The sequence below is a fragment of the Pseudocolwellia agarivorans genome (assembly GCF_002000085.1).
Classification (GTDB): domain Bacteria; phylum Pseudomonadota; class Gammaproteobacteria; order Enterobacterales; family Alteromonadaceae; genus Pseudocolwellia; species Pseudocolwellia agarivorans.
In genome coordinates, this window is the sequence record NZ_MUZU01000002.1 from 523,527 (window position 1) to 541,473 (window position 17,947).

15 protein-coding genes are annotated in these 17,947 nt (G+C 33.9%); 5 read left to right on the plus strand and 10 right to left on the minus strand.

Translation table 11 applies throughout. From position 1 onward, the window contains the following. Positions 1 to 11 precede the first annotated feature (11 nt). Genes B0X80_RS05305 through B0X80_RS05315 form a run of 3 tightly spaced genes read right to left on the minus strand, consistent with a single transcriptional unit; the run spans position 12 to position 1,917 of the window. Positions 12 to 629, minus strand: a complete 618-nt coding sequence (locus B0X80_RS05305) for a PepSY domain-containing protein (RefSeq protein ID WP_077338747.1) — start codon at positions 627 to 629, stop codon at positions 12 to 14. Further along, positions 619 to 1,575 carry a DUF808 domain-containing protein gene (locus B0X80_RS05310; protein ID WP_077338748.1) on the minus strand — a complete coding sequence of 319 codons (957 nt, stop codon included), beginning with the start codon at positions 1,573 to 1,575 and terminating at the stop codon, positions 619 to 621. The genes B0X80_RS05305 and B0X80_RS05310 overlap by 11 nt, the downstream gene beginning before the upstream one ends. A gap of 27 nt (positions 1,576 to 1,602) precedes the next feature. Further along, on the minus strand, positions 1,603 to 1,917 hold the full coding sequence (locus B0X80_RS05315; protein ID WP_077338749.1) for a DUF6172 family protein: 315 nt from the start codon (positions 1,915 to 1,917) through the stop codon (positions 1,603 to 1,605). A 151-nt stretch (positions 1,918 to 2,068) separates the two neighbouring features. Here B0X80_RS05315 and B0X80_RS05320 point away from each other — a divergent pair, with 151 nt between their 5' ends. Together B0X80_RS05320 and B0X80_RS05325 are read left to right on the plus strand one after the other, a co-directional pair. Beyond that, on the plus strand, positions 2,069 to 2,647 hold the full coding sequence (locus B0X80_RS05320; protein WP_077338861.1) for a paraquat-inducible protein A: 579 nt from the start codon (positions 2,069 to 2,071) through the stop codon (positions 2,645 to 2,647). A gap of 109 nt (positions 2,648 to 2,756) precedes the next feature. Next, positions 2,757 to 3,050, plus strand: coding sequence for a hypothetical protein (locus B0X80_RS05325; protein ID WP_077338750.1), 294 nt, complete (start codon positions 2,757 to 2,759; stop codon positions 3,048 to 3,050). Between the two features lie 90 nt (positions 3,051 to 3,140). On the opposite strand, the gene B0X80_RS05330 is transcribed toward B0X80_RS05325, so the two are convergent. Together B0X80_RS05330 and B0X80_RS20295 are read right to left on the minus strand one after the other, a co-directional pair. Next, complete coding sequence (locus B0X80_RS05330) at positions 3,141 to 3,713, minus strand: MiaE family protein (protein ID WP_077338751.1); 573 nt, start codon at positions 3,711 to 3,713, stop codon at positions 3,141 to 3,143. A gap of 172 nt (positions 3,714 to 3,885) precedes the next feature. Then, positions 3,886 to 4,059: a DUF3545 family protein gene (locus tag B0X80_RS20295; protein WP_089024836.1), complete on the minus strand. Its 174-nt coding sequence runs from the start codon at positions 4,057 to 4,059 to the stop codon at positions 3,886 to 3,888. Positions 4,060 to 4,360: 301 nt separating this feature from the next. Between B0X80_RS20295 and trhO the strand changes: the two genes are divergently transcribed. After that, positions 4,361 to 5,338 (plus strand): oxygen-dependent tRNA uridine(34) hydroxylase TrhO, encoded by a 978-nt coding sequence (gene trhO, locus B0X80_RS05335; RefSeq protein WP_077338863.1) that lies wholly within the window; start codon positions 4,361 to 4,363, stop codon positions 5,336 to 5,338. A gap of 119 nt (positions 5,339 to 5,457) precedes the next feature. Here trhO and B0X80_RS05340 read toward each other — a convergent pair whose 3' ends face one another. Beyond that, positions 5,458 to 6,648 (minus strand): DEAD/DEAH box helicase, encoded by a 1,191-nt coding sequence (locus B0X80_RS05340; protein ID WP_077338752.1) that lies wholly within the window; start codon positions 6,646 to 6,648, stop codon positions 5,458 to 5,460. Positions 6,649 to 6,948: 300 nt separating this feature from the next. Between B0X80_RS05340 and B0X80_RS05345 the strand changes: the two genes are divergently transcribed. Next, the gene (locus B0X80_RS05345) at positions 6,949 to 7,614 is read left to right on the plus strand and encodes a flavin reductase family protein (RefSeq protein ID WP_077338753.1); all 666 of its coding nucleotides are present in this window, start codon (positions 6,949 to 6,951) and stop codon (positions 7,612 to 7,614) included. A 133-nt stretch (positions 7,615 to 7,747) separates the two neighbouring features. Here the strand turns inward: B0X80_RS05345 and B0X80_RS05350 are convergent, their stop codons facing one another. Continuing rightward, positions 7,748 to 9,433, minus strand: coding sequence for an ABC transporter ATP-binding protein (locus tag B0X80_RS05350; RefSeq protein WP_077338754.1), 1,686 nt, complete (start codon positions 9,431 to 9,433; stop codon positions 7,748 to 7,750). A 232-nt stretch (positions 9,434 to 9,665) separates the two neighbouring features. On the opposite strand from B0X80_RS05350, the gene B0X80_RS05355 reads away from it, so the two are divergent. After that, entirely contained in the window at positions 9,666 to 10,757 is a 1,092-nt protein-coding gene (locus B0X80_RS05355; RefSeq protein WP_077338755.1) for an OmpA family protein, read from the plus strand. A gap of 172 nt (positions 10,758 to 10,929) precedes the next feature. Here the strand turns inward: B0X80_RS05355 and ligA are convergent, their stop codons facing one another. The 3 genes from ligA to smc all read right to left on the minus strand — a co-directional run bounded on the left by ligA (position 10,930) and on the right by smc (position 17,890). Beyond that, entirely contained in the window at positions 10,930 to 12,990 is a 2,061-nt protein-coding gene (gene ligA / locus B0X80_RS05360; protein WP_077338756.1) for an NAD-dependent DNA ligase LigA, read from the minus strand. Positions 12,991 to 13,118: 128 nt separating this feature from the next. Next, the gene (gene zipA / locus B0X80_RS05365) at positions 13,119 to 14,357 is read right to left on the minus strand and encodes a cell division protein ZipA (protein WP_077338757.1); all 1,239 of its coding nucleotides are present in this window, start codon (positions 14,355 to 14,357) and stop codon (positions 13,119 to 13,121) included. An 8-nt stretch (positions 14,358 to 14,365) separates the two neighbouring features. Further along, complete coding sequence (gene smc, locus B0X80_RS05370) at positions 14,366 to 17,890, minus strand: chromosome segregation protein SMC (protein WP_077338758.1); 3,525 nt, start codon at positions 17,888 to 17,890, stop codon at positions 14,366 to 14,368. Positions 17,891 to 17,947: the final 57 nt, after the last annotated feature.

Genomic DNA, 17,947 nt, shown 5'->3' on the forward strand with positions numbered 1-17,947 from the left:
GTATGCTCGACTCATTGTTTATTGACACTGGAATAGCGCTTAAAACTAAGTATAGTGCCTAATAAAGCTAAAATAATAACAAGGGCTAAACCAACAACACCTAAAACATTATCGACAGCTTTAATACCTGTCCATTTTAAATAATGAATTTGATACATAGTATCAATAAATTCAGTGTCAGGACCTTGTTGATACAAACTCATTTGAGGCCAATTCAAGGTTATTTCGATTTGAGTGGACGTTAATACTGTTAAACCATCAAGACTCACTACATTGCCATAACGTTCAGTATTATGCTTTATTGCATCTTGGATCAAAGCTTCTACTTGTTGCTCACTAGGTATTTCAATAATTTGCATTGTTGCTCTATCCAAATGAGACCATTTATTATCTTCATTTTTAACTAATAAATGCTCTCCAAGAATGGAGTGTATTATTTTAATTTCAGACCACTGATTAGTGTTAGGCGTTGTAAATGAATTGATCGAAGGATATGTTTTTATGGCTAGTTGTTCGTAAGCTTCTGAATAACCAGGTTTAATAAAAAAGAAAACTCCCGTAATTGCCCAAGCAATTAAAGGCAAAAGCATAATAAAACCTAGGTAGTTATGATAATTTTTAAGATTCACGAGGTTCTTTATGATCAGCCTTTACGCTTTTTTTAAGTCTTATACCCAATGAAACAATAGGTAATAAAATAGCGCCAGCTATAACCCCAACTAAACCTTCAAACAAAATAGAAATAGCACTTTTAAGGTCAAAATTTATTAAACTATTGGTCCATGATATAAGATCAGAAATAATATGATGAATAAACTCAATGCTATGAACAATAATTCCGCCTCCTACTAAAAACATAGCGATAGTACCTACAATAGCCAATGTTTTCATTAGTAATGGAGCAAAGGTTAACAAACCTCTACCTAAAGCTTTTTTGAGTGTACTAAATGAGCCTGATAGCGATTGCTTTAATAAATACAACCCTAAGTCGTCTAACTTAACAATTGCAGCAACTAGGCCATAAACACCAACAGTAATCAACAATGCCATGCTAGAAAGTACCATAACCTGCATTTCAAACGAGGCATCTTGTAATGTCCCCAAAACAATAACAACAATTTCAGCAGATAGCACAAAATCTGTACGAATAGCCCCTTTAATTTTATTTTTCTCTAAAGCAACTATATCTACATCGCTGTTGATAACGTTTTTAACATGTTGTTTGTGGTTATTTTTACGGTGGAAAATTTTCTCAACAACTTTTTCCACTCCTTCATAACACAAAAACAAACCACCAATGACAAGCAAGATAGTAATAAACGAAGGAGCAAATGCACTAATAACAAGAGCTGCAGGAACTAATATTAATTTATTTAAAAAAGATCCTTTAGTAACAGCCCAAACAACGGGTAATTCACGGTTGGCTTTTACGCCAGAAACTTGTTCTGCGTTTAATGCTAAGTCATCACCTAAAACACCCGCTGTTTTTTTAGCAGCAACTTTTGAAAGTATCGCAACATCATCCAAAATAGTTGCAATATCATCAATTAAAGTTAATAAACTAGCCCCAGCCACTATTTAGCTCCTTGCTGAAAAATAAGATTAATCTTCGTCTTCTTCGTCATCAATATCTGACTTAAATTGTCTAAAACCTTCTTTTGCAATAATTTCTATATAAAAAGAGGTTAAATTTTCAGATGCAGCTTTATCAATATGTTTATTTATTTCAGTTAAGTGTACTTCTTCAGCTTCAGCCTCTGTTAAGCCAAATTTACAATCAAAATCCCAATAATCAGCATCAACAGGAAGAGTTTTATTACGCTCCCTTTTAATGTATTTTTTAACGTCGTGTTTCACACCATCAATTAATCTTTCGTATTTAATTTTAGGGTGAGTAAGGGTAAATGTCTTTTTCATGATTTTCCTAAATGTTTTACTAAATATATGATTTAGTTCGTTGCCTATATTTTACGTGATTTTTATTAGGGTATCGATACAATAATTAGAAATCACAATTAAAATAATGAATAATAGCCATCAAATTTACCTCAGTATTAAAAACACTCTTATGATCAAGAAAAAGTTAGGCTTTGCAATTAACCTTCTCGCTTTATTTTTATTTGTTCCAGGCATAGTGCTTCCTATGTTTTCCTTGTCGATGGAGATGACTGCAAATGTTAGCGGAACGGGCTTATCTTCAACTATAGTTGATAAAGAGCTCTCGCTTATAACAACAATCCAAGAATTATTTCAAGATGACAGAATACTTGTTGCCTTACTTATTTTAATTTTTTCAATATGTATCCCAGTGATTAAAACGATTTTAGTAACTATCGCTTTTTGGAAAAGAGAACAGCTTATTGAAAAGAAAATTATTAGTTTTGTCGCTTCCATTGGCAAATGGTCGATGGCTGATGTTTTTGTTATTGCTATATTTCTCGCGGTTCTTTCTACAAATCATGCTGAAACAACAGACATACAACAGCTTTCCATGTTCGGATTTAAAATGAATTTACATATTAGTAGCGAAACCTTATCGGTAGTGGGACAAGGTTTTTATTATTTTGCAGCGTATTGTTTGTTATCGCTACTTGGAACACATTTATATCAACATGCTTTAAAAGAAATTGAAAAAACATCTAAATAAAACTGGAATGATTTCTGCTTGTACTATAATTAATTATATTTTGTTAGAAAATTGACGTTACAGTCATTTAGCTATCACATGCATACAACAGAAAGAAAAAGGAGCAATTATGTTAATTATTAGCGGTACTGCAGAATTTATGGGTGAAACAAGTAAATTTGTAAAAGGTGACTTACATGCTTTTACTATGTTTTGTTTAAATGAAAATTTAGATGATCAACTTGTAGATATCGAAAATTTCTTTAATGAACGCGATTGGGATCAAATAACGATTGAAGAAGCAGGATTAATTGATGACGATTCTATGTTAGACAATGATACGCTTAAACAAGCCTATCAGAAAGCTAATGTAGAAAAATTATCTGTGGTTATTCAAAATACGCCGATTTCAAACGCAGCTTAATTCTTTTATATGAAAAAAAATAAAACACTATTTTGCAATAAATAGGGAATAGCGTTTTATCTTTTTTCGTGTATTCGTAGAAGCTATGTTCTAATGAAGCGCTGCTCTAAACGGAAGTTTAGCGCAAACATTTGCTTCAAATTCTAAAATTTCATCTAAGCGTACATCAACAGCATTTTTATCAAAATATTCGTAAGCTAGCTCTACAAATAAATTTTTATGTTTTGCTTCTGATTTAGCAATACTGACATAAAAGTCTTTATCTTTACCTGGCTCTAAAGCCTCAGCAACTAATGAAAATCGCTCATGCCCTCTCGCCTCAATAACCGCTCCTACTAATAATCTATCCATAAAAAACTCTTCTTGACCATGTCTAAATACAGAACGAATTTCTTTTACGTAAGTATCTTTTTTATCATTCGCCAAAGGCACATTTCTAGCCGTTAAAAGTTTCAACACTTGTTTAAAATGAATGAGTTCTTCTAGGGCTAGATCCGTCATTTCTTTCACTAAACGTGTACGATCTTGGTAATGAGACAACATCGAAATTGCCATCCCTGAAGCTTTTTTCTCTGCAGCTGCATGGTCTTGTAAAAAGGTATCAAAATCAGCTAAAACAGCTTCAGTCCATTCAAAAGGTGTATGATATTTAAGTTCAAACATGAGATAAGTCAATAATAAATAAAGCAGGATCTTACCCATCTATTACTGAAGAAAAAAGAATTAATTCGAATTTTTGAAAAAGAAGTGTTTTATCGAGTATCAAAAAGATGTTGTCGTAATAATAAGCATGCAGTAACTCTAATAAAACAATTAGAGTTACTGCATAAAAAAATTACAAACCATATTGGCTATACTCTAATAATTCTCGACGTAATCTTTGTTTTTCTTTAAAACTCTCTATTTCACGCCACTTTCTTTTAGTACCCTTTGTGTTGAGTTTACTGTTTAGCATATTCGTTTCTTCATTAAATAATTCTTCTGTTCCATGTAAATCATAATTAGCCATTTTCAAACCCTCTTCAAAAAAGTTAATAAAGTTAATAAAGTTAAGCTATAAATGTAAAAGTAAAATATGACTAATTCTTTACTGAAGCATGACAACTTGAAGAAATTAAATAAAAAAATTGATCTAGCGCATAAAGTTAACACCGAGAAGTATTTTGTTAATTCGTATTATTTGCTAGAATTCCGCATCTTGTGATTAAGGCCATAGATGTTTTAATTACACTAAGCTAACAACATATTACATATGTTGTTTTAATCTACAGCACCAGATTTACGTTCTGGTTAGTTCAATGGGTAACTCAATGAGTCAAATTACAGTTTGTGCGTTATATAAGTTTGTTCGATTAGAAAATTTTGAAAATTTAAAACCTTCTCTTTTAGCTACAATGGAAAAAAATGAAGTAAAAGGTACGCTATTATTAGCTGAAGAAGGTATTAATGGGACAATAGCAGGCCCTCAGGCAGGTATAGATAATGTACTTAACTTTTTAGAGCAAGACAGTCGCTTATCTCCTTTATCTTTTAAAGTTTCTTACAACACTGAAAATCCATTTCAACGTACTAAAGTAAAACTAAAAAAAGAAATAGTGACTATGGGTGTTGAGGGTATAGACCCTACGCTTACTGTTGGCACCTACGTAAAACCTAAAGATTGGAATGCCTTAATTTCTGATCCTGATGTGCTACTTGTAGATACTCGTAACGATTACGAAGTTGAAATAGGCACATTTAAAAACGCAATAAACCCTGATACAGAAACCTTTCGCGAGTTTCCTGAGTATGTTGAAAAAAACTTAGATAAAAATAAACATAAGAAAGTGGCTATGTTTTGTACGGGCGGTATTCGTTGTGAAAAATCTACCGCTTATTTAAAAGAACAAGGTTTTGAAGAGGTTTATCATTTAGAAGGTGGTGTTTTAAAATACCTAGAAGAAATCCCCCAAGAAGAAACAATGTGGGAAGGAGAATGTTTTGTTTTTGACAGCCGAGTTGCGGTTAATCATAACCTAGAACAAGGCCAATACGATCAATGTTTTGCGTGTAGATTTCCAATTACAGAAGAGGAAAAACAAAGTGAGCATTATGTTAAAGGCGTAAGTTGTCCACGTTGTATTGATAAATATACAGATGAGCAACGCGCGGGCTTCAGAGAAAGAGAGCGCCAAGTAAACTTAGCTAAAGAACGTGGTGAAAGCCATATTGGCGGCGATGTTAAACATATTATTAAAGAAAAACGTAAAGAAAAAACATTACGTAAAAGTGAACAATCTAAAGCCTAACCCCTGAGTAACTTAGCCTTAAAGTCTACTAACCTCAGCTTGTATGCTGAGGTTGGGGTTTAGTTATTCTTTCTTAAAAACTGATTTATCCAGTTTGAATTTTATAAAAAACTTACCTCTCAAAGTCTTTGTTTATTTTTAGGCACATAATTTAAAATAGATAAAGGCACTACTTTTTTCACAGGAAATTGTTCGAACTCCTTTCGTTCAATAATATGCCCTAGCTTACTTTCAATAGCACAAAGGTTTCTAAAGTTGTCTTTCGCCACAAAAGAAATGGCTTCACCACTAGCACCTGCTCTACCCGTTCTTCCAATTCTGTGTATATAGTCATCTGCTTTATCAGGTAAGTCGTAATTTATCACTCTCGATAAATCATCAATATCAATTCCTCGGGCGGCCACAGCAGTAGCCACTAAAAATTGAATTTTTCCCGATTTAAAATCAGCCAGTATTTTTTCTCTTATTTCTTGCGTTTTACCACTATGAATACACTCAGCTTTAATATCACGCTTTTCCAATTGGCTTACTAATTTAGCAGCGCCGTGTTTAGTTTCAATAAATATAAGCGCCTGTTTCCATTCATTGTCTTTAATTAGATAACTTAATAAAGCAGATTTATTGGTTTTATCTACAGTGACTAACCATTGATCGATTTTAGGCTGTGTTGATTTGTCTTGTTTAATAGAAATTTCAACCGCATGAGGACCAATAGCTCGCTTAGCTAACTGGCGAATATCGTCAGATAATGTAGCAGAAAATAATAAGTTTTGGCGCTGCGTAGGTAATCGTTCAATTATTTTATTAATGTCTTCTCTAAAGCCCATATCAAGCATTCTATCGGCTTCATCGAGTACTAATACTTCCAACTCATCAAAATGCAATGCTCGTTGATGCGCCATATCAAGTAAACGTCCAGGTGTAGCAACAAGAATATCTATCCCCCAAATTAAACGCTGCTTTTGAGGTTCTGCATCAATTCCACCATACATAGCCATAGAGCTTAATTCTAAGTGTTTACTGTAATTTGCAATACTCGCTTCAACTTGAACGGCTAATTCTCTTGTAGGTGTCAATATAAGCGCTTTAATGCGCTTACCTCGTAATGTATAACCAGTATTGAGTAACTCTAAAATGGGTAATACGAAGCTGGCGGTTTTTCCTGTACCTGTTTGGGCTGCAGCAATAAGGTCTTTTTTAGACAAAATAATAGGAATAGCGCGTTTTTGTATGTCGGTTGGTGTTTTATAGCCTTGCTCAGCTATTGCTTTTAAAACAGGCTCAGATAAACCCAGTGTTGAAAATGACATACGTACCTCTACTCAAATAGCTCAAACAATTTAAGGCGCGGAGTATAGCAGTATAATGAAATAGATAATAAAGGCTTATTTTAAACTTAGTGCAAAACAATATAGCGACACGAACCTTTATTAATATCAATAAAGCTAGACGAATACATAGAGAAAGCAAAGCTTAAACATAAAAGCTATTGTTGTTAAAGTGACGAGTGTATATCATTGATTATTCGCTAAACTAATCTCTGTAGCTAACATTGTTCAATTTTAATGTTACAGCTTAAATCATTAACCATATAAGATGCCTCCACAGCCATGATCATAAATTTTTCAGATTACTCAGCAAATCAACGTTACCATTTAATGACTCAAACAATTATTCCTCGACCTATCGCCTGGGCATTAACCTTATCTGATGATGAACTATCTAAAAAAGACAATGAATGTCAATTTAACCTAGCACCTTTTTCATATTTCACCGCTGTTTCAAGTAAACCAGCAATATTAATGATATCTGTGGGGAAAAAACCTACGGGAGAAGCTAAAGACACTTTGGTGAATATACTTAACCATAAAAAGATAGTCATTCATATTGCCTCTGAACAACAATCAGAATTAGTTACTCAAACAGCTGCAACACTAGCTCATGGCGAATCAGAGCTTGATTTAATCAATTTAAATGAATCAGTAGATAATTCACTTTTAAGCACTGTACCTTTCGAAGGTTTTGCATTACCTCGACTAGAGCAATGCGATATTGCCTACGGCTGTGAGCTTTATGAAATAAAAGAGATTGGAGATATCCCTCAAACACTTATTTTTGTTGAAGTTAAGCAAGTTTACATCAATGATAAAGTAACCGTTCTAGATACAAAAAATAGAGTTAAAGTGCATGCTGATATGGTTAACCCTCTAGCTCGATTAGGGGCTAGTGAATATGCAGGGATCACTAAACCTTTTACAAAACAGCGCCCTGAATGATTATAAATTTACTTGACCTCTATCTCTACTCAAGTCACTAAAATTCATAACACATTGATTTAAATAACAGTAAGTTATTAATAATCAACCTAGTTATAGAATGAACAACCTCTCTAGGTTATTGAATAACTCGTTACGGCTGAAAATCAGCCGTGACCAATTGTCCATTTTTAATAGTAACAACACGATCAGCTATTTCGGCTAAGTGTTGTTCATGAGTAACAATAATTACAGTTTGATCTTGTAATAATGTAGCCAGTTGTAAATTAAAGTCTTCTTTACCTTCTTTATCAATCATCGAGGTCGGTTCATCCAATAAAAGTATTGAAGGCTTGGCAAGTAAAGCTCTTGCGAGTGAAATACGTTGTCGTTGACCACCAGAGAGTAAAACACCGTTTTCGCCCACTTGTGTCTTATAGCCAAATTCCAGTTCATTTATAAAAGTGTGTGCACCGGCCTTAATAGCCACTTTTTCAATTTCTTCTTTAGTGGCTTGTGGGTAACCATATGCTATGTTGTCCATAACAGAACCATCACACAATGCGATATCTTGTGAAACAAAGCCTATATACTTTCTTAATACCGATAGATTAATATCATTAATATTTGTATCACCAATAGTAATAACCCCAGTTGTAGGCTCTATAAAACGCATCAATAAATGTAATATAGTGGTTTTCCCTTTCCCATTCTCACCAATAATGACCAAGGTCTCACTTGCTGCAATATCTATGTTAACGTTGTTTAACAAAATATCAGTTGAATTATAACTAAAGCTAATGTTTTTAAAGGAAATACTATTACTCTTAATCTCTTGTTCTAACTCCCCTTTATCTATAGGCTCAGGCGAAATATTAAAAACTTTAATTAAGCGGGTAGATGCCCCTAAAGCTTGTTGTGTTTGGCCATATAAGTTAGCTAAAGCACTCATTGGCCTTGCAAATAAAATCCCGTACATTAATAAAGTAATTAAGTCAGGCATTGACAACTTACCTGTTTGATAATGAATAGCGCTCACAACCACAACCACTAACACTCCAGAAGTAACTAATAATTGTACTAAAGGTGATAAAATAGCTTGAATTTTTAATTGCTTTCTTCGTAATTCTTGAATTTTATAGGCATTATTTTTAAAACGATCAGATTCTATATTTTCTCTAGAAAAGGCTTTAACTAATTTAATAACACCAAAGTTTTCGCTAGCGATGGCAACCGAATTAGCCTGACTTTGCACAATATCTTCAGTAAGAGGTTTAATTCCTTTTCCTAAAATTTTTAAAACAACAAAAAATGCAGGCACCATCAACATAATAATGAACGTTATAGTTGGACTAATTGACGCCATGAGTATTAAGGCTCCAACCAATATTAATAACGAAGGCACTAAACTGGTAATTACACCCGATAAAAAATGACTCAAAATGCTTACATCATTACTGAGTAGTGCAAGCGTTTCACCTTTTTTATTATTGTTAAAATACTTAACGGGCAGTACTTGAATATGATCATACAAACGGCAACTTAACTGTGTCAATACTTGTGCGCCTATATAGTTAATTCGGTAAGTAGAGAAAAAACGAAGTACTGCTTGTATAGCGAATAAAGACAACCAAATAAGTGCTATCCATTTATAGCCAAAATCATAAATAGTATAGTTTTCTAGAACACTTTTAGAGAACTGCCCTGCAAACCATGGAACACTTAAACTGACTAGACTTTCTAAAACCATTAAAATGATGACAAACAATACGCCTTTTTTATGTTGTTTAAGCAAAGAGAAAAAATAAAAAAAACTCATTTTTTGTGTTTTCGTATTCAAAAAATCATCCTGATAAAGATTAAGTTACTTGGTATTGAATAATACGCAATGTATATGGCTACAATATTAACCTAAATCAAAATAAAAATTCTTCTTTTGCATAAAGAAGATTTAAATTTATTATTTCATCTAAGTAATATTTAAAAATAACAAACTTTAAATGTAAATAATTTGTTAACGCAAATAAATATAGCTATAATCCACCCAATTATTTAAACAGGGAATTATTTTTATGAAAAAATCAATTTTACGTAGCGCTATTGCCATAGCTATTTCATCTTTATTTGCAACTACATCAGCTTTTTCAGCAGAACAACCTAATGCTGAAGACCTAGTTGGTAAAGCTTATGGTGGTATTCATCTTCTACATATTGATACAGACAGTGAACGTTGGTTAACTAACAGCCCTTTATCTTCACTTAACAATGGTGACGGTTTTGGTGCAGAACTAGGTTACCGCCTAAATACAACAACTGAACTAAGATTAGGTTACAGCCATATAAACTTAGATGCTAAAAATGGTGGTTTTGCAAAGCCTAACTCTTCAAATATCGCATTTGACGTATTGTATTTCCCAACAGAGCAAAACTTCTATTTTGTAGCTGGCTTAAGTGAATTAGACATCGTTAAATCTAAATTATCATCTAACTTAGGTTTAGGTTACCGTCACTATTTAAGTGAAAAAACAGCACTTTATTTTGAAACTAAAGCTCATTACCAATTTGATGAATACTATGATGATTTCTCTGCACAATTAGGTTTCACTTACTTCTTTGGCGAATCAAAAAAATCTAGACCAGCTAAAAAAGAAACAAAACCAGCTCAAGTAATGCCAGAAAAAGCTGTAGCTATGTTAGATTCAGACAAAGACGGTGTTGCTGACGCTAAAGATCAATGTAAAAACACGCCAATGGTAAATAAAGTAGATGACCGTGGCTGTACTATTTACATGGATGATGTTGCTTCAATTAATTTATTAATTAACTTTGATAATAACAACGCTGTAATTAAGCCACAGTACTTTGAAAAAATTAAAGAAGTTGCTGAATTCTTAAAAACATATGAATCAGTAAATGTAGTTATTGAAGGTCATGCTTCAGCTCCAGGTAACGACGCATTAAACAAAACATTATCTCAATTACGTGCTAATGCAGTAGTAGATATGCTTACAAATAAATACGGTATTGATGCTGATAGACTATCTGCTGTTGGATACGGTGAAGAACGCTTATTAAATAAAGCAACGACTAGAGCGGCTAACGCTGAAAACCGTAGAATAGTGGCTACTATGAGTGTTGACAAAAAAGTAGCATTAAAACGTTAATACAGGTAAGTTAACTTACTGAATTAGATTAAATTTATAAACTAAATGGAATCTAAACGACAAGATTTGTTAAAAGGCTAAAACATTGTTTTAGCCTTTTTTTATCTAAATGAATATCCCGCCATTAGTAATGAATTCGAGTAAAAAACTAAGAATAAAGTTAGTATCCTCCTTAGAATTCTGAAATATTATTCTCTTTAAATAACTGAACTAACTCATCTTCAGTAAGTACCTCTACCCCCAAGTCTTGTGCTTTTGTTAGTTTAGATCCAGCTTTCTCTCCAGCAACTAAATAATGCGTTTTTGCAGAAACACTACCTGAGACTTTAGCCCCTAAAGATTGTAAAGCAGCTTTAGCTTCGTTACGGCCCATTTGGCTTAACGTACCTGTTAAAACAAAGGTTTTATTGAGCAAAGGCTGTTCATCAGCAGATGCTACTTTAATTTCAGGCCAACTCATAAAAGATGTTAAGTCAGCAATCACTTCAATATTATGCTCTTGCTTAAAAAACTGAATAATATTTTTCGCCACAATTACACCTACATCGGGTACTGACTGTAGAGTTTCTTCATCTGCGTTTTTAAGCGCATCGAAGGTTAAAAAGTGATGAGCTAAGTTATTTGCTGTAGTTTCACCTACTTCTCGAATGCCTAACGAGTATATAAACTTAGGCAATGTGGTTTGCTTGGCTTTTTCCATACCCGCAATTAAGTTAGCGGCAGACTTTTGTCCCATACGCTCAAGCGTGCTAACACTTAATTCGGTTAATCTAAATAAATCTGCAGGTGTCGATATAAGCTTCTCATCCACTAATTGTTCAACTAACTTATCACCTAAACCATCAATATCAATCGCTTTCTTTGAGGCAAAATGCTTTATTGACTCTTTACGTTGTGCACCACAAAATAAACCACCAGTACATCTTAAAACAGCCTCGCCTTCAGCTTTTAATACAGCTGAATCACATACAGGGCAAATTGTCGGAAATTGAATTTCGCGAGCATTATCAGGTCGTTTATCAATGACAACACTAACAATTTGAGGAATAACATCGCCTGCTCTTCTAATAATCACGGTATCGTTAATTTGTATTCCTAAACGATCAATTTCATCTTGGTTATGTAATGTTGCATTACTCACCGTTACACCACCAACAAAAACAGGCTTTAAGCGTGCCACGGGGGTTATTGCGCCTGTACGCCCTACTTGAAACTCTACATCTTCTAATACGGTTAATTCTTCTTGAGCAGGAAATTTATACGCCATTGCCCAACGCGGTGCTTTAGCTACAAAGCCTAACTTTTGCTGAAGTAAAATGTCGTCAACTTTTAATACAGTACCGTCTATTTCGTAAGACAAACTTGAACGACTATTTAATATATTTTGGTAAAATTCTTCGCATTCATCAGTATTTTTAAGCAATCTAACTTCTGGGCACATAGGTAAACCAAGTGCTTTAACTTGACATAAGCGTTGATGGTGAGAGTTTGATAACCATTGTGTGTTTTCACTGGCAACTCCATCAATAAAATCACCAACAAAACCTAATCCGTATGCATAAAAAGCTAAGTTACGCTTTGACGTTATTTTAGAATCAAGTTGTCTTAAACTACCTGCCGCTGCATTTCTGGGGTTAGCAAAAGTTTTTTCGCCTTTTTTAACGGCGTTTTCGTTAAGTTGTTCAAAGCTTGCTTTAGGCATAAAAACTTCGCCGCGCACTTCAATAATATCAGGGTAGTTATCACCAGTAAGACGAAGTGGGATACTTTTAATTGTTCTTACATTTTCTGTAATATTTTCGCCTGTAGCGCCATCGCCCCGGGTAGCCGCTTGAACAAGTACGCCATTTTCGTAACGTAAGCTCACAGCTAAACCATCTAATTTAGGTTCTGCACAAATTTTTAGCGCTTTAGTGTGACCAATACGGTCTTGTAATCGTTTTACAAAAGCATCCCATTCTTCTTTTGAAAAAACATTATCAAGCGATAACATAGGTATTTGATGAGTAACTTGTGTGAAAACCTTAAGTGCTTCTCCTCCTACTTTTTGACTAGGAGAATCTACTTTTTTCAATTCAGGGTGTTCTGTCTCAATAGCAATCAATTCTTTCATTAACCTATCGTATTCAGCATCAGGAACACTCGGTTCATCTAATACGTAATATTGATTGTTGTATTTATTGATTAAGGTATGAAGCTCACTAACTCTCTGAGATAACTGAATATTTGACATAATAAAGGTGATAATTCACTTAAAGTTAAAAACAAAAAAGGCTCTATAAAATAGAACCCTATTATAACCAAGTTGGTAATATTATTATTAAACTTGGTATTACTTAAACTGCTATAGCATTAAAAAGGTTATGCTAATGCGATACGATTTTTTCTTTCAAACTCTCTAATTTTACTCATGTAATGCTGTTCTGTTTGTTTGGTCATAACACTACGTTTATCATCGAGAAGTTGTGCTCCAAACTCTATAGAAATTTGCTTGGCTGCCCCTAACATATGCTCAAACACTTCAAATGCATCTCCTGCGTTAGGTAAGGTCATAAATAATGTTACCCCGCAGGTTGTGAAGTTTTCTAAAGCGTCTAAGTCGAAAGTTCCAGGGTTCATAATATTAGCTAAACTAAAAGTTACTTTACCATTACCTGCGCTGTCTTGATGACGATGAAAAATATCCATATCTCCATAACGTAAACCTAAAGTGAGCAAGGTAGGCAGTAACGCTGCACCAGAAATCACCTCTCCTTGAGGCATAACAACAGACACTACCAAAACTTCAGGTTCAAGTGGTTCTCTTTTTATTTGTTTTTCAGCGGTTACGGGGTCATCAATTGCTGACATAGATGGCATATCACCGGTATCTACAGGATCACCAAAGTTTAATTCAATTTGATTACGTTTAACGGCTTCTTTTTTTGTAATTGGAGCTTTCTTTTTAACTTTAGGTTTAGCTGTAGTAATAACCTCTTTAGTTTGAGGTTTTGGTTGTGTGATAGGCGTATCGTACAATGGCTTGTCAATAACAACTGGCTTTTCCACAGGTTCATCTATGTTTTCATTATTAAATAAATCAGGGTTTTCTATTACGCCGTAGTCAAAATCGACAATATCGTCACCAATATCTGTAGAATAATCTTGCTCAGAGGTTCCTAATTGCTCAATGCCAGCGTCCGTTAAGCTAATATCAATTGAAGATGATTTAACTTTAGTTTCAGTCGTATTTATCGAGCTTGTTATTTTCAGATCAGATGATTCGCTATAGTCAAAATCATCATTGTCTATTTCTGTATCAACGGCACTATAACTCGGCTCTTTTTTAGCTGCAGTTAAAGGCGTATTTTTTACTTCATTATCACTAAATGACGGTCTATCGCTTGGTGTTTTACTACCAACTACACGCGGTTTACTTACGCCGTCTTGATCAAAGCCAGAACCATCAAAACCTCTTTCAATGGGTTCAATCGGTTCATTCGTCGCTTTTAATTTATAGGGGTTTTTATTTTTTCTTATCGTTATAAAACCATGTATAAAAATTACTGCAATAATAACAGCGCTTAGAATTATAAGGGTGTTTCTAAAATTGCCTTCCATTTTTCAACCTACAATATTTCGGCCATAGCGACAGCTTCTTCAATATCAACAGCAACCATTTTTGAAACTCCGGGTTCAAACATGGTAACACCTGTTAAATGAGAAGCCATTTCCATGGCTATTTTATTATGACTTATATAAATAAACTGAACAGTTCGCGACATTTCACGAACCAAGTTACAAAATCGACTTACGTTGGCATCATCCAACGGAGCGTCAACTTCATCCAACATACAAAAAGGTGCTGGATTTAATCTAAAAATTGCGAATACTAATGATAAAGCGGTCAGCGCTTTTTCACCACCAGATAATAGATGAATAGTACTGTTTTTTTTACCAGGTGGTTGCGCCATTATTGTTACTCCGGTATCTAACATATCGGTTCCTGTTAATTCTAAATAGGCTTTCCCTCCACCAAATACCTTAGGGAACAGGCTTTTCAGGTCTTTATTTACCTGTTCAAAGGTGTTTTTAAATTTCTGACGACTCTCTTTGTCTATTTTTTCGATTGCTGCTTCTAAGGTGTTAATTGCTAAAGTTAAATCATTATTTTGTGTATCTAAATATTCTTTACGTGTTAATTGCGTTTCGTATTCATCAATCGCCGCTAAATTAATCGCACCTAAACGCTCTATATCTTTCGAAAGTCGAATAATATGTGCTTGCCAAATGCTTTCTTTGGCATTTTTAGGCATGTTACTCAGTATTTCATCAAATGATTGTTGTGTTTCTCGCAGTAAATCTAATGACGATTCTGCTCGTAATTTAAAACTTTCATAATCTAAATGAAATTTAGCGGATTTTTCACGTAAAGTTAAAATATTATCCTGATTTTTCTTTTGTTCAAGCTCGAGTGTTTTCACCTCAAGCTGAGTATCAGCAATGTCTTGCTGAAGCTTTTCTATTTTACTGTCTGTTTCAGACATTTCTTTAAGCCATTGAACCAGCTTATCTTCATCAATTTTTAATGGTTCGGCACTGTTATCAATAACATGCTGATTAGACATTTGTTGCTCTATTAAACGCTCTATTGTTTTTTGAACACTTTGAACACTCTGCTTACATTGATCTTTTTCGTTTTTAAATTGCTCAACTTTGATCGCTATATTATGACGATCTTCAGCTAAGTCGTTCACTCGTTTTTGCGCAACACTCACTTGTTTTGCTAGGCTTTCTTGTTGATTTTTTAATTGGTCAAAATCGACATCAGCCGGCATCACTAACTGATTACGCTGCTCCGTAAGCTGGTTAATATTTTGCTGAATATTGATGAGTTGTTGTTTATGAAACTCAATGTCACTTTTTATTTTTTGCTGTTGTGTTAAATAAAATTGCTGATTTTGCTCCTCTAATGCTTCTGTTTGTTTAGCGTTTTGTAGCGATAACTCAATAGTTTTACTTTCAGTATTTAACTGTTCTTGTTCTACTAACAACTCTTGCAACTCAAGTTCTAATTTAACTAACAGTTCTTTATTTGTATTAATAGCTTGTTCTAGTTGACTAATATCTTTCGTTAATTGCTCTTTTCTTTCAAGTAACAAAAGGTGATTAGGCGTGCTTTCAATAGTACCTTTACGAACAAAACCATGTCCTAACCACGTAGTATCCATGCAAATAACAGATTCGTCATACCCAAGTTTAGGAAGCATTTTTTGCGCTTGTTCAACATTATCAGCAAAGTAAATTTTTTGAAAAAAAGAAAGAGCAGACGGTAAGTTCTTTATTTTTTCAGTAACAGAGCCTGCAGGATTTTTGTTTATATGAGTATTCAACTCAATTAACAAAGCCGTATCTAAATGTTTAATGGCTAAAATAGAATCTGATACTGAGTCGACTATTTCTGCTTGCGACCAACTTAACAGTAAACTTTCTACCGCTTTTTCCCAGCCAGATTCAACGCTAAGCTGCTCAACAAGGGTTTGAATATTTTGCTGTTGTTCACCACCTTCAACGACTAAGCCTTTTTCTTGTAGGCTATTTCCTCTTAAACAAGCATGCTGTTCAACTTGCCAATTTTCTTTACGAGAAAGTTGCTCATCGATGTTCGTTATATTGTTATTTAATGCAGTTAAAGAGGCTGTTTCACTGGCTAATGATTGCTTAGTTTCATTTGTTTTATTTTGCTTAGCTTGGATCAACTGATTTAATTGCTGTTGTTTACTTAGGCTAAGCGCTAACGACTTCTCGATAGTTTTACTTTCTTTGATATCGACCTGATTCGATGAATTATTCTGATGCTGCTCATCAATATATAACAGCTGATTATTTAACGATTCGATTTGTTCATTAGCTTGTGATTTTTTTTGCTGCTCTAATTCGACTTTATTTGTAATAGTTGCTGTTTTTTCTTTGAATTCAGCAACACTTTGGTAAGAAGCATTCCATAAAGCTTGCACTTCATTTTGTTGTGTAGATAAACCTTCTAACGTTTTTTGTTCTGTTATTAATTTTTTTTCTACATCGCTCAACTGAGGTAAAATGGTCGTTAAGCTGTTTTCTAATTTATTTCTTTTTTCTTGTTCTGTTTTTAAAAGCGCTTGAGCATTTAAAAGTTGCTGCTGAGTAATATCGTTATTTTGTGTAATACTGGTGCTTTGCTGTTTTAAATGCTTAATATTTTGCTCTGTGCGGGCAATATGATTAGTTAACTCTAACTTTTTATTGTTAAACCCAGTAATGCTCTCATTATTTAGTTCAACCTTTTGCTTCGCTTGAAACAGAGCAATATTTTGTTCTTCTTGAATTTTAGCAATCGACTCAATATCAATTTGGGCATCGTTATAAAACGTTTGTTGCTGTTTACTTTGCTGATCAAAAGTTTGCCAGCGTAATACTGAAAGTTCAGCTTTATATTTTCGCTCTTGTGCTTTTAAGGTACGAAAACGTTTAGCTGCTTCCGATTGTTTATGGAGTTTATCTATTTGTAAACTCAGTTCAGCACGAATGTCACTCAAACGAGCAAGGTTTTCACGGGTGTGTCTAATTCTATTTTCGGTATCTTTACGTCGTTCTTTATATTTTGAAATACCTGCTGCTTCTTCAATAAAGATACGTAATTCATGGGGTTTAGATTCGATTAAACGAGAAATAGTACCTTGTTCGATAATGGCATAACTGCGAGGTCCTAAACCTGTACCTAAAAATATATCCGTTATATCTCTACGACGACATTTGGTTCCATTTAAAAAATAAGTGTTGGTGCTTTCTCTATTGACTAAACGACGAATAGAAATTTCATTGCGATCCGCCATATTACCTTGAATACGGCCATCAATATTATCAAAAACTAATTCTACACTGGCTTGACCGATAGGTTTACGGCTTGATGAACCATTAAAAATAACGTCGGTCATAGAATCGCCACGTAAATTTTTAGCTGAACTTTCACCTAACACCCAACGAACAGCATCAATGATATTAGATTTACCACAACCATTTGGGCCAACAATCGCGGTCATTTGTTGTTCAAAAGGCACTTTAGTTGGATCAACAAAAGATTTAAAGCCAGCCAGTTTTATATGCTTTAAGCGCATATTATAAACAACTCCTTTTAATCATATTTAATTGTCGCCTACAAAGATTGGAATAAT

Excerpts from the sequence above, each read along its gene's own strand:
- B0X80_RS05345 (WP_077338753.1), top strand. The coding sequence starts at position 6,949 with ATGATCATAAATTTTTCAGATTACTCAGCAAATCAACGTTACCATTTA.
- trhO (WP_077338863.1), top strand. The coding sequence starts at position 4,361 with ATGAGTCAAATTACAGTTTGTGCGTTATATAAGTTTGTTCGATTAGAA.
- B0X80_RS20295 (WP_089024836.1), bottom strand. The coding sequence starts at position 4,059 with ATGGCTAATTATGATTTACATGGAACAGAAGAATTATTTAATGAAGAA.
- B0X80_RS05340 (WP_077338752.1), bottom strand. The coding sequence starts at position 6,648 with ATGTCATTTTCAACACTGGGTTTATCTGAGCCTGTTTTAAAAGCAATA.
- B0X80_RS05315 (WP_077338749.1), bottom strand. The coding sequence starts at position 1,917 with ATGAAAAAGACATTTACCCTTACTCACCCTAAAATTAAATACGAAAGA.
- B0X80_RS05320 (WP_077338861.1), top strand. The coding sequence starts at position 2,069 with ATGATCAAGAAAAAGTTAGGCTTTGCAATTAACCTTCTCGCTTTATTT.
- ligA (WP_077338756.1), bottom strand. The coding sequence starts at position 12,990 with ATGTCAAATATTCAGTTATCTCAGAGAGTTAGTGAGCTTCATACCTTA.
- B0X80_RS05325 (WP_077338750.1), top strand. The coding sequence starts at position 2,757 with ATGTTAATTATTAGCGGTACTGCAGAATTTATGGGTGAAACAAGTAAA.
- B0X80_RS05330 (WP_077338751.1), bottom strand. The coding sequence starts at position 3,713 with ATGTTTGAACTTAAATATCATACACCTTTTGAATGGACTGAAGCTGTT.
- B0X80_RS05355 (WP_077338755.1), top strand. The coding sequence starts at position 9,666 with ATGAAAAAATCAATTTTACGTAGCGCTATTGCCATAGCTATTTCATCT.
- smc (WP_077338758.1), bottom strand. The coding sequence starts at position 17,890 with ATGCGCTTAAAGCATATAAAACTGGCTGGCTTTAAATCTTTTGTTGAT.
- zipA (WP_077338757.1), bottom strand. The coding sequence starts at position 14,357 with ATGGAAGGCAATTTTAGAAACACCCTTATAATTCTAAGCGCTGTTATT.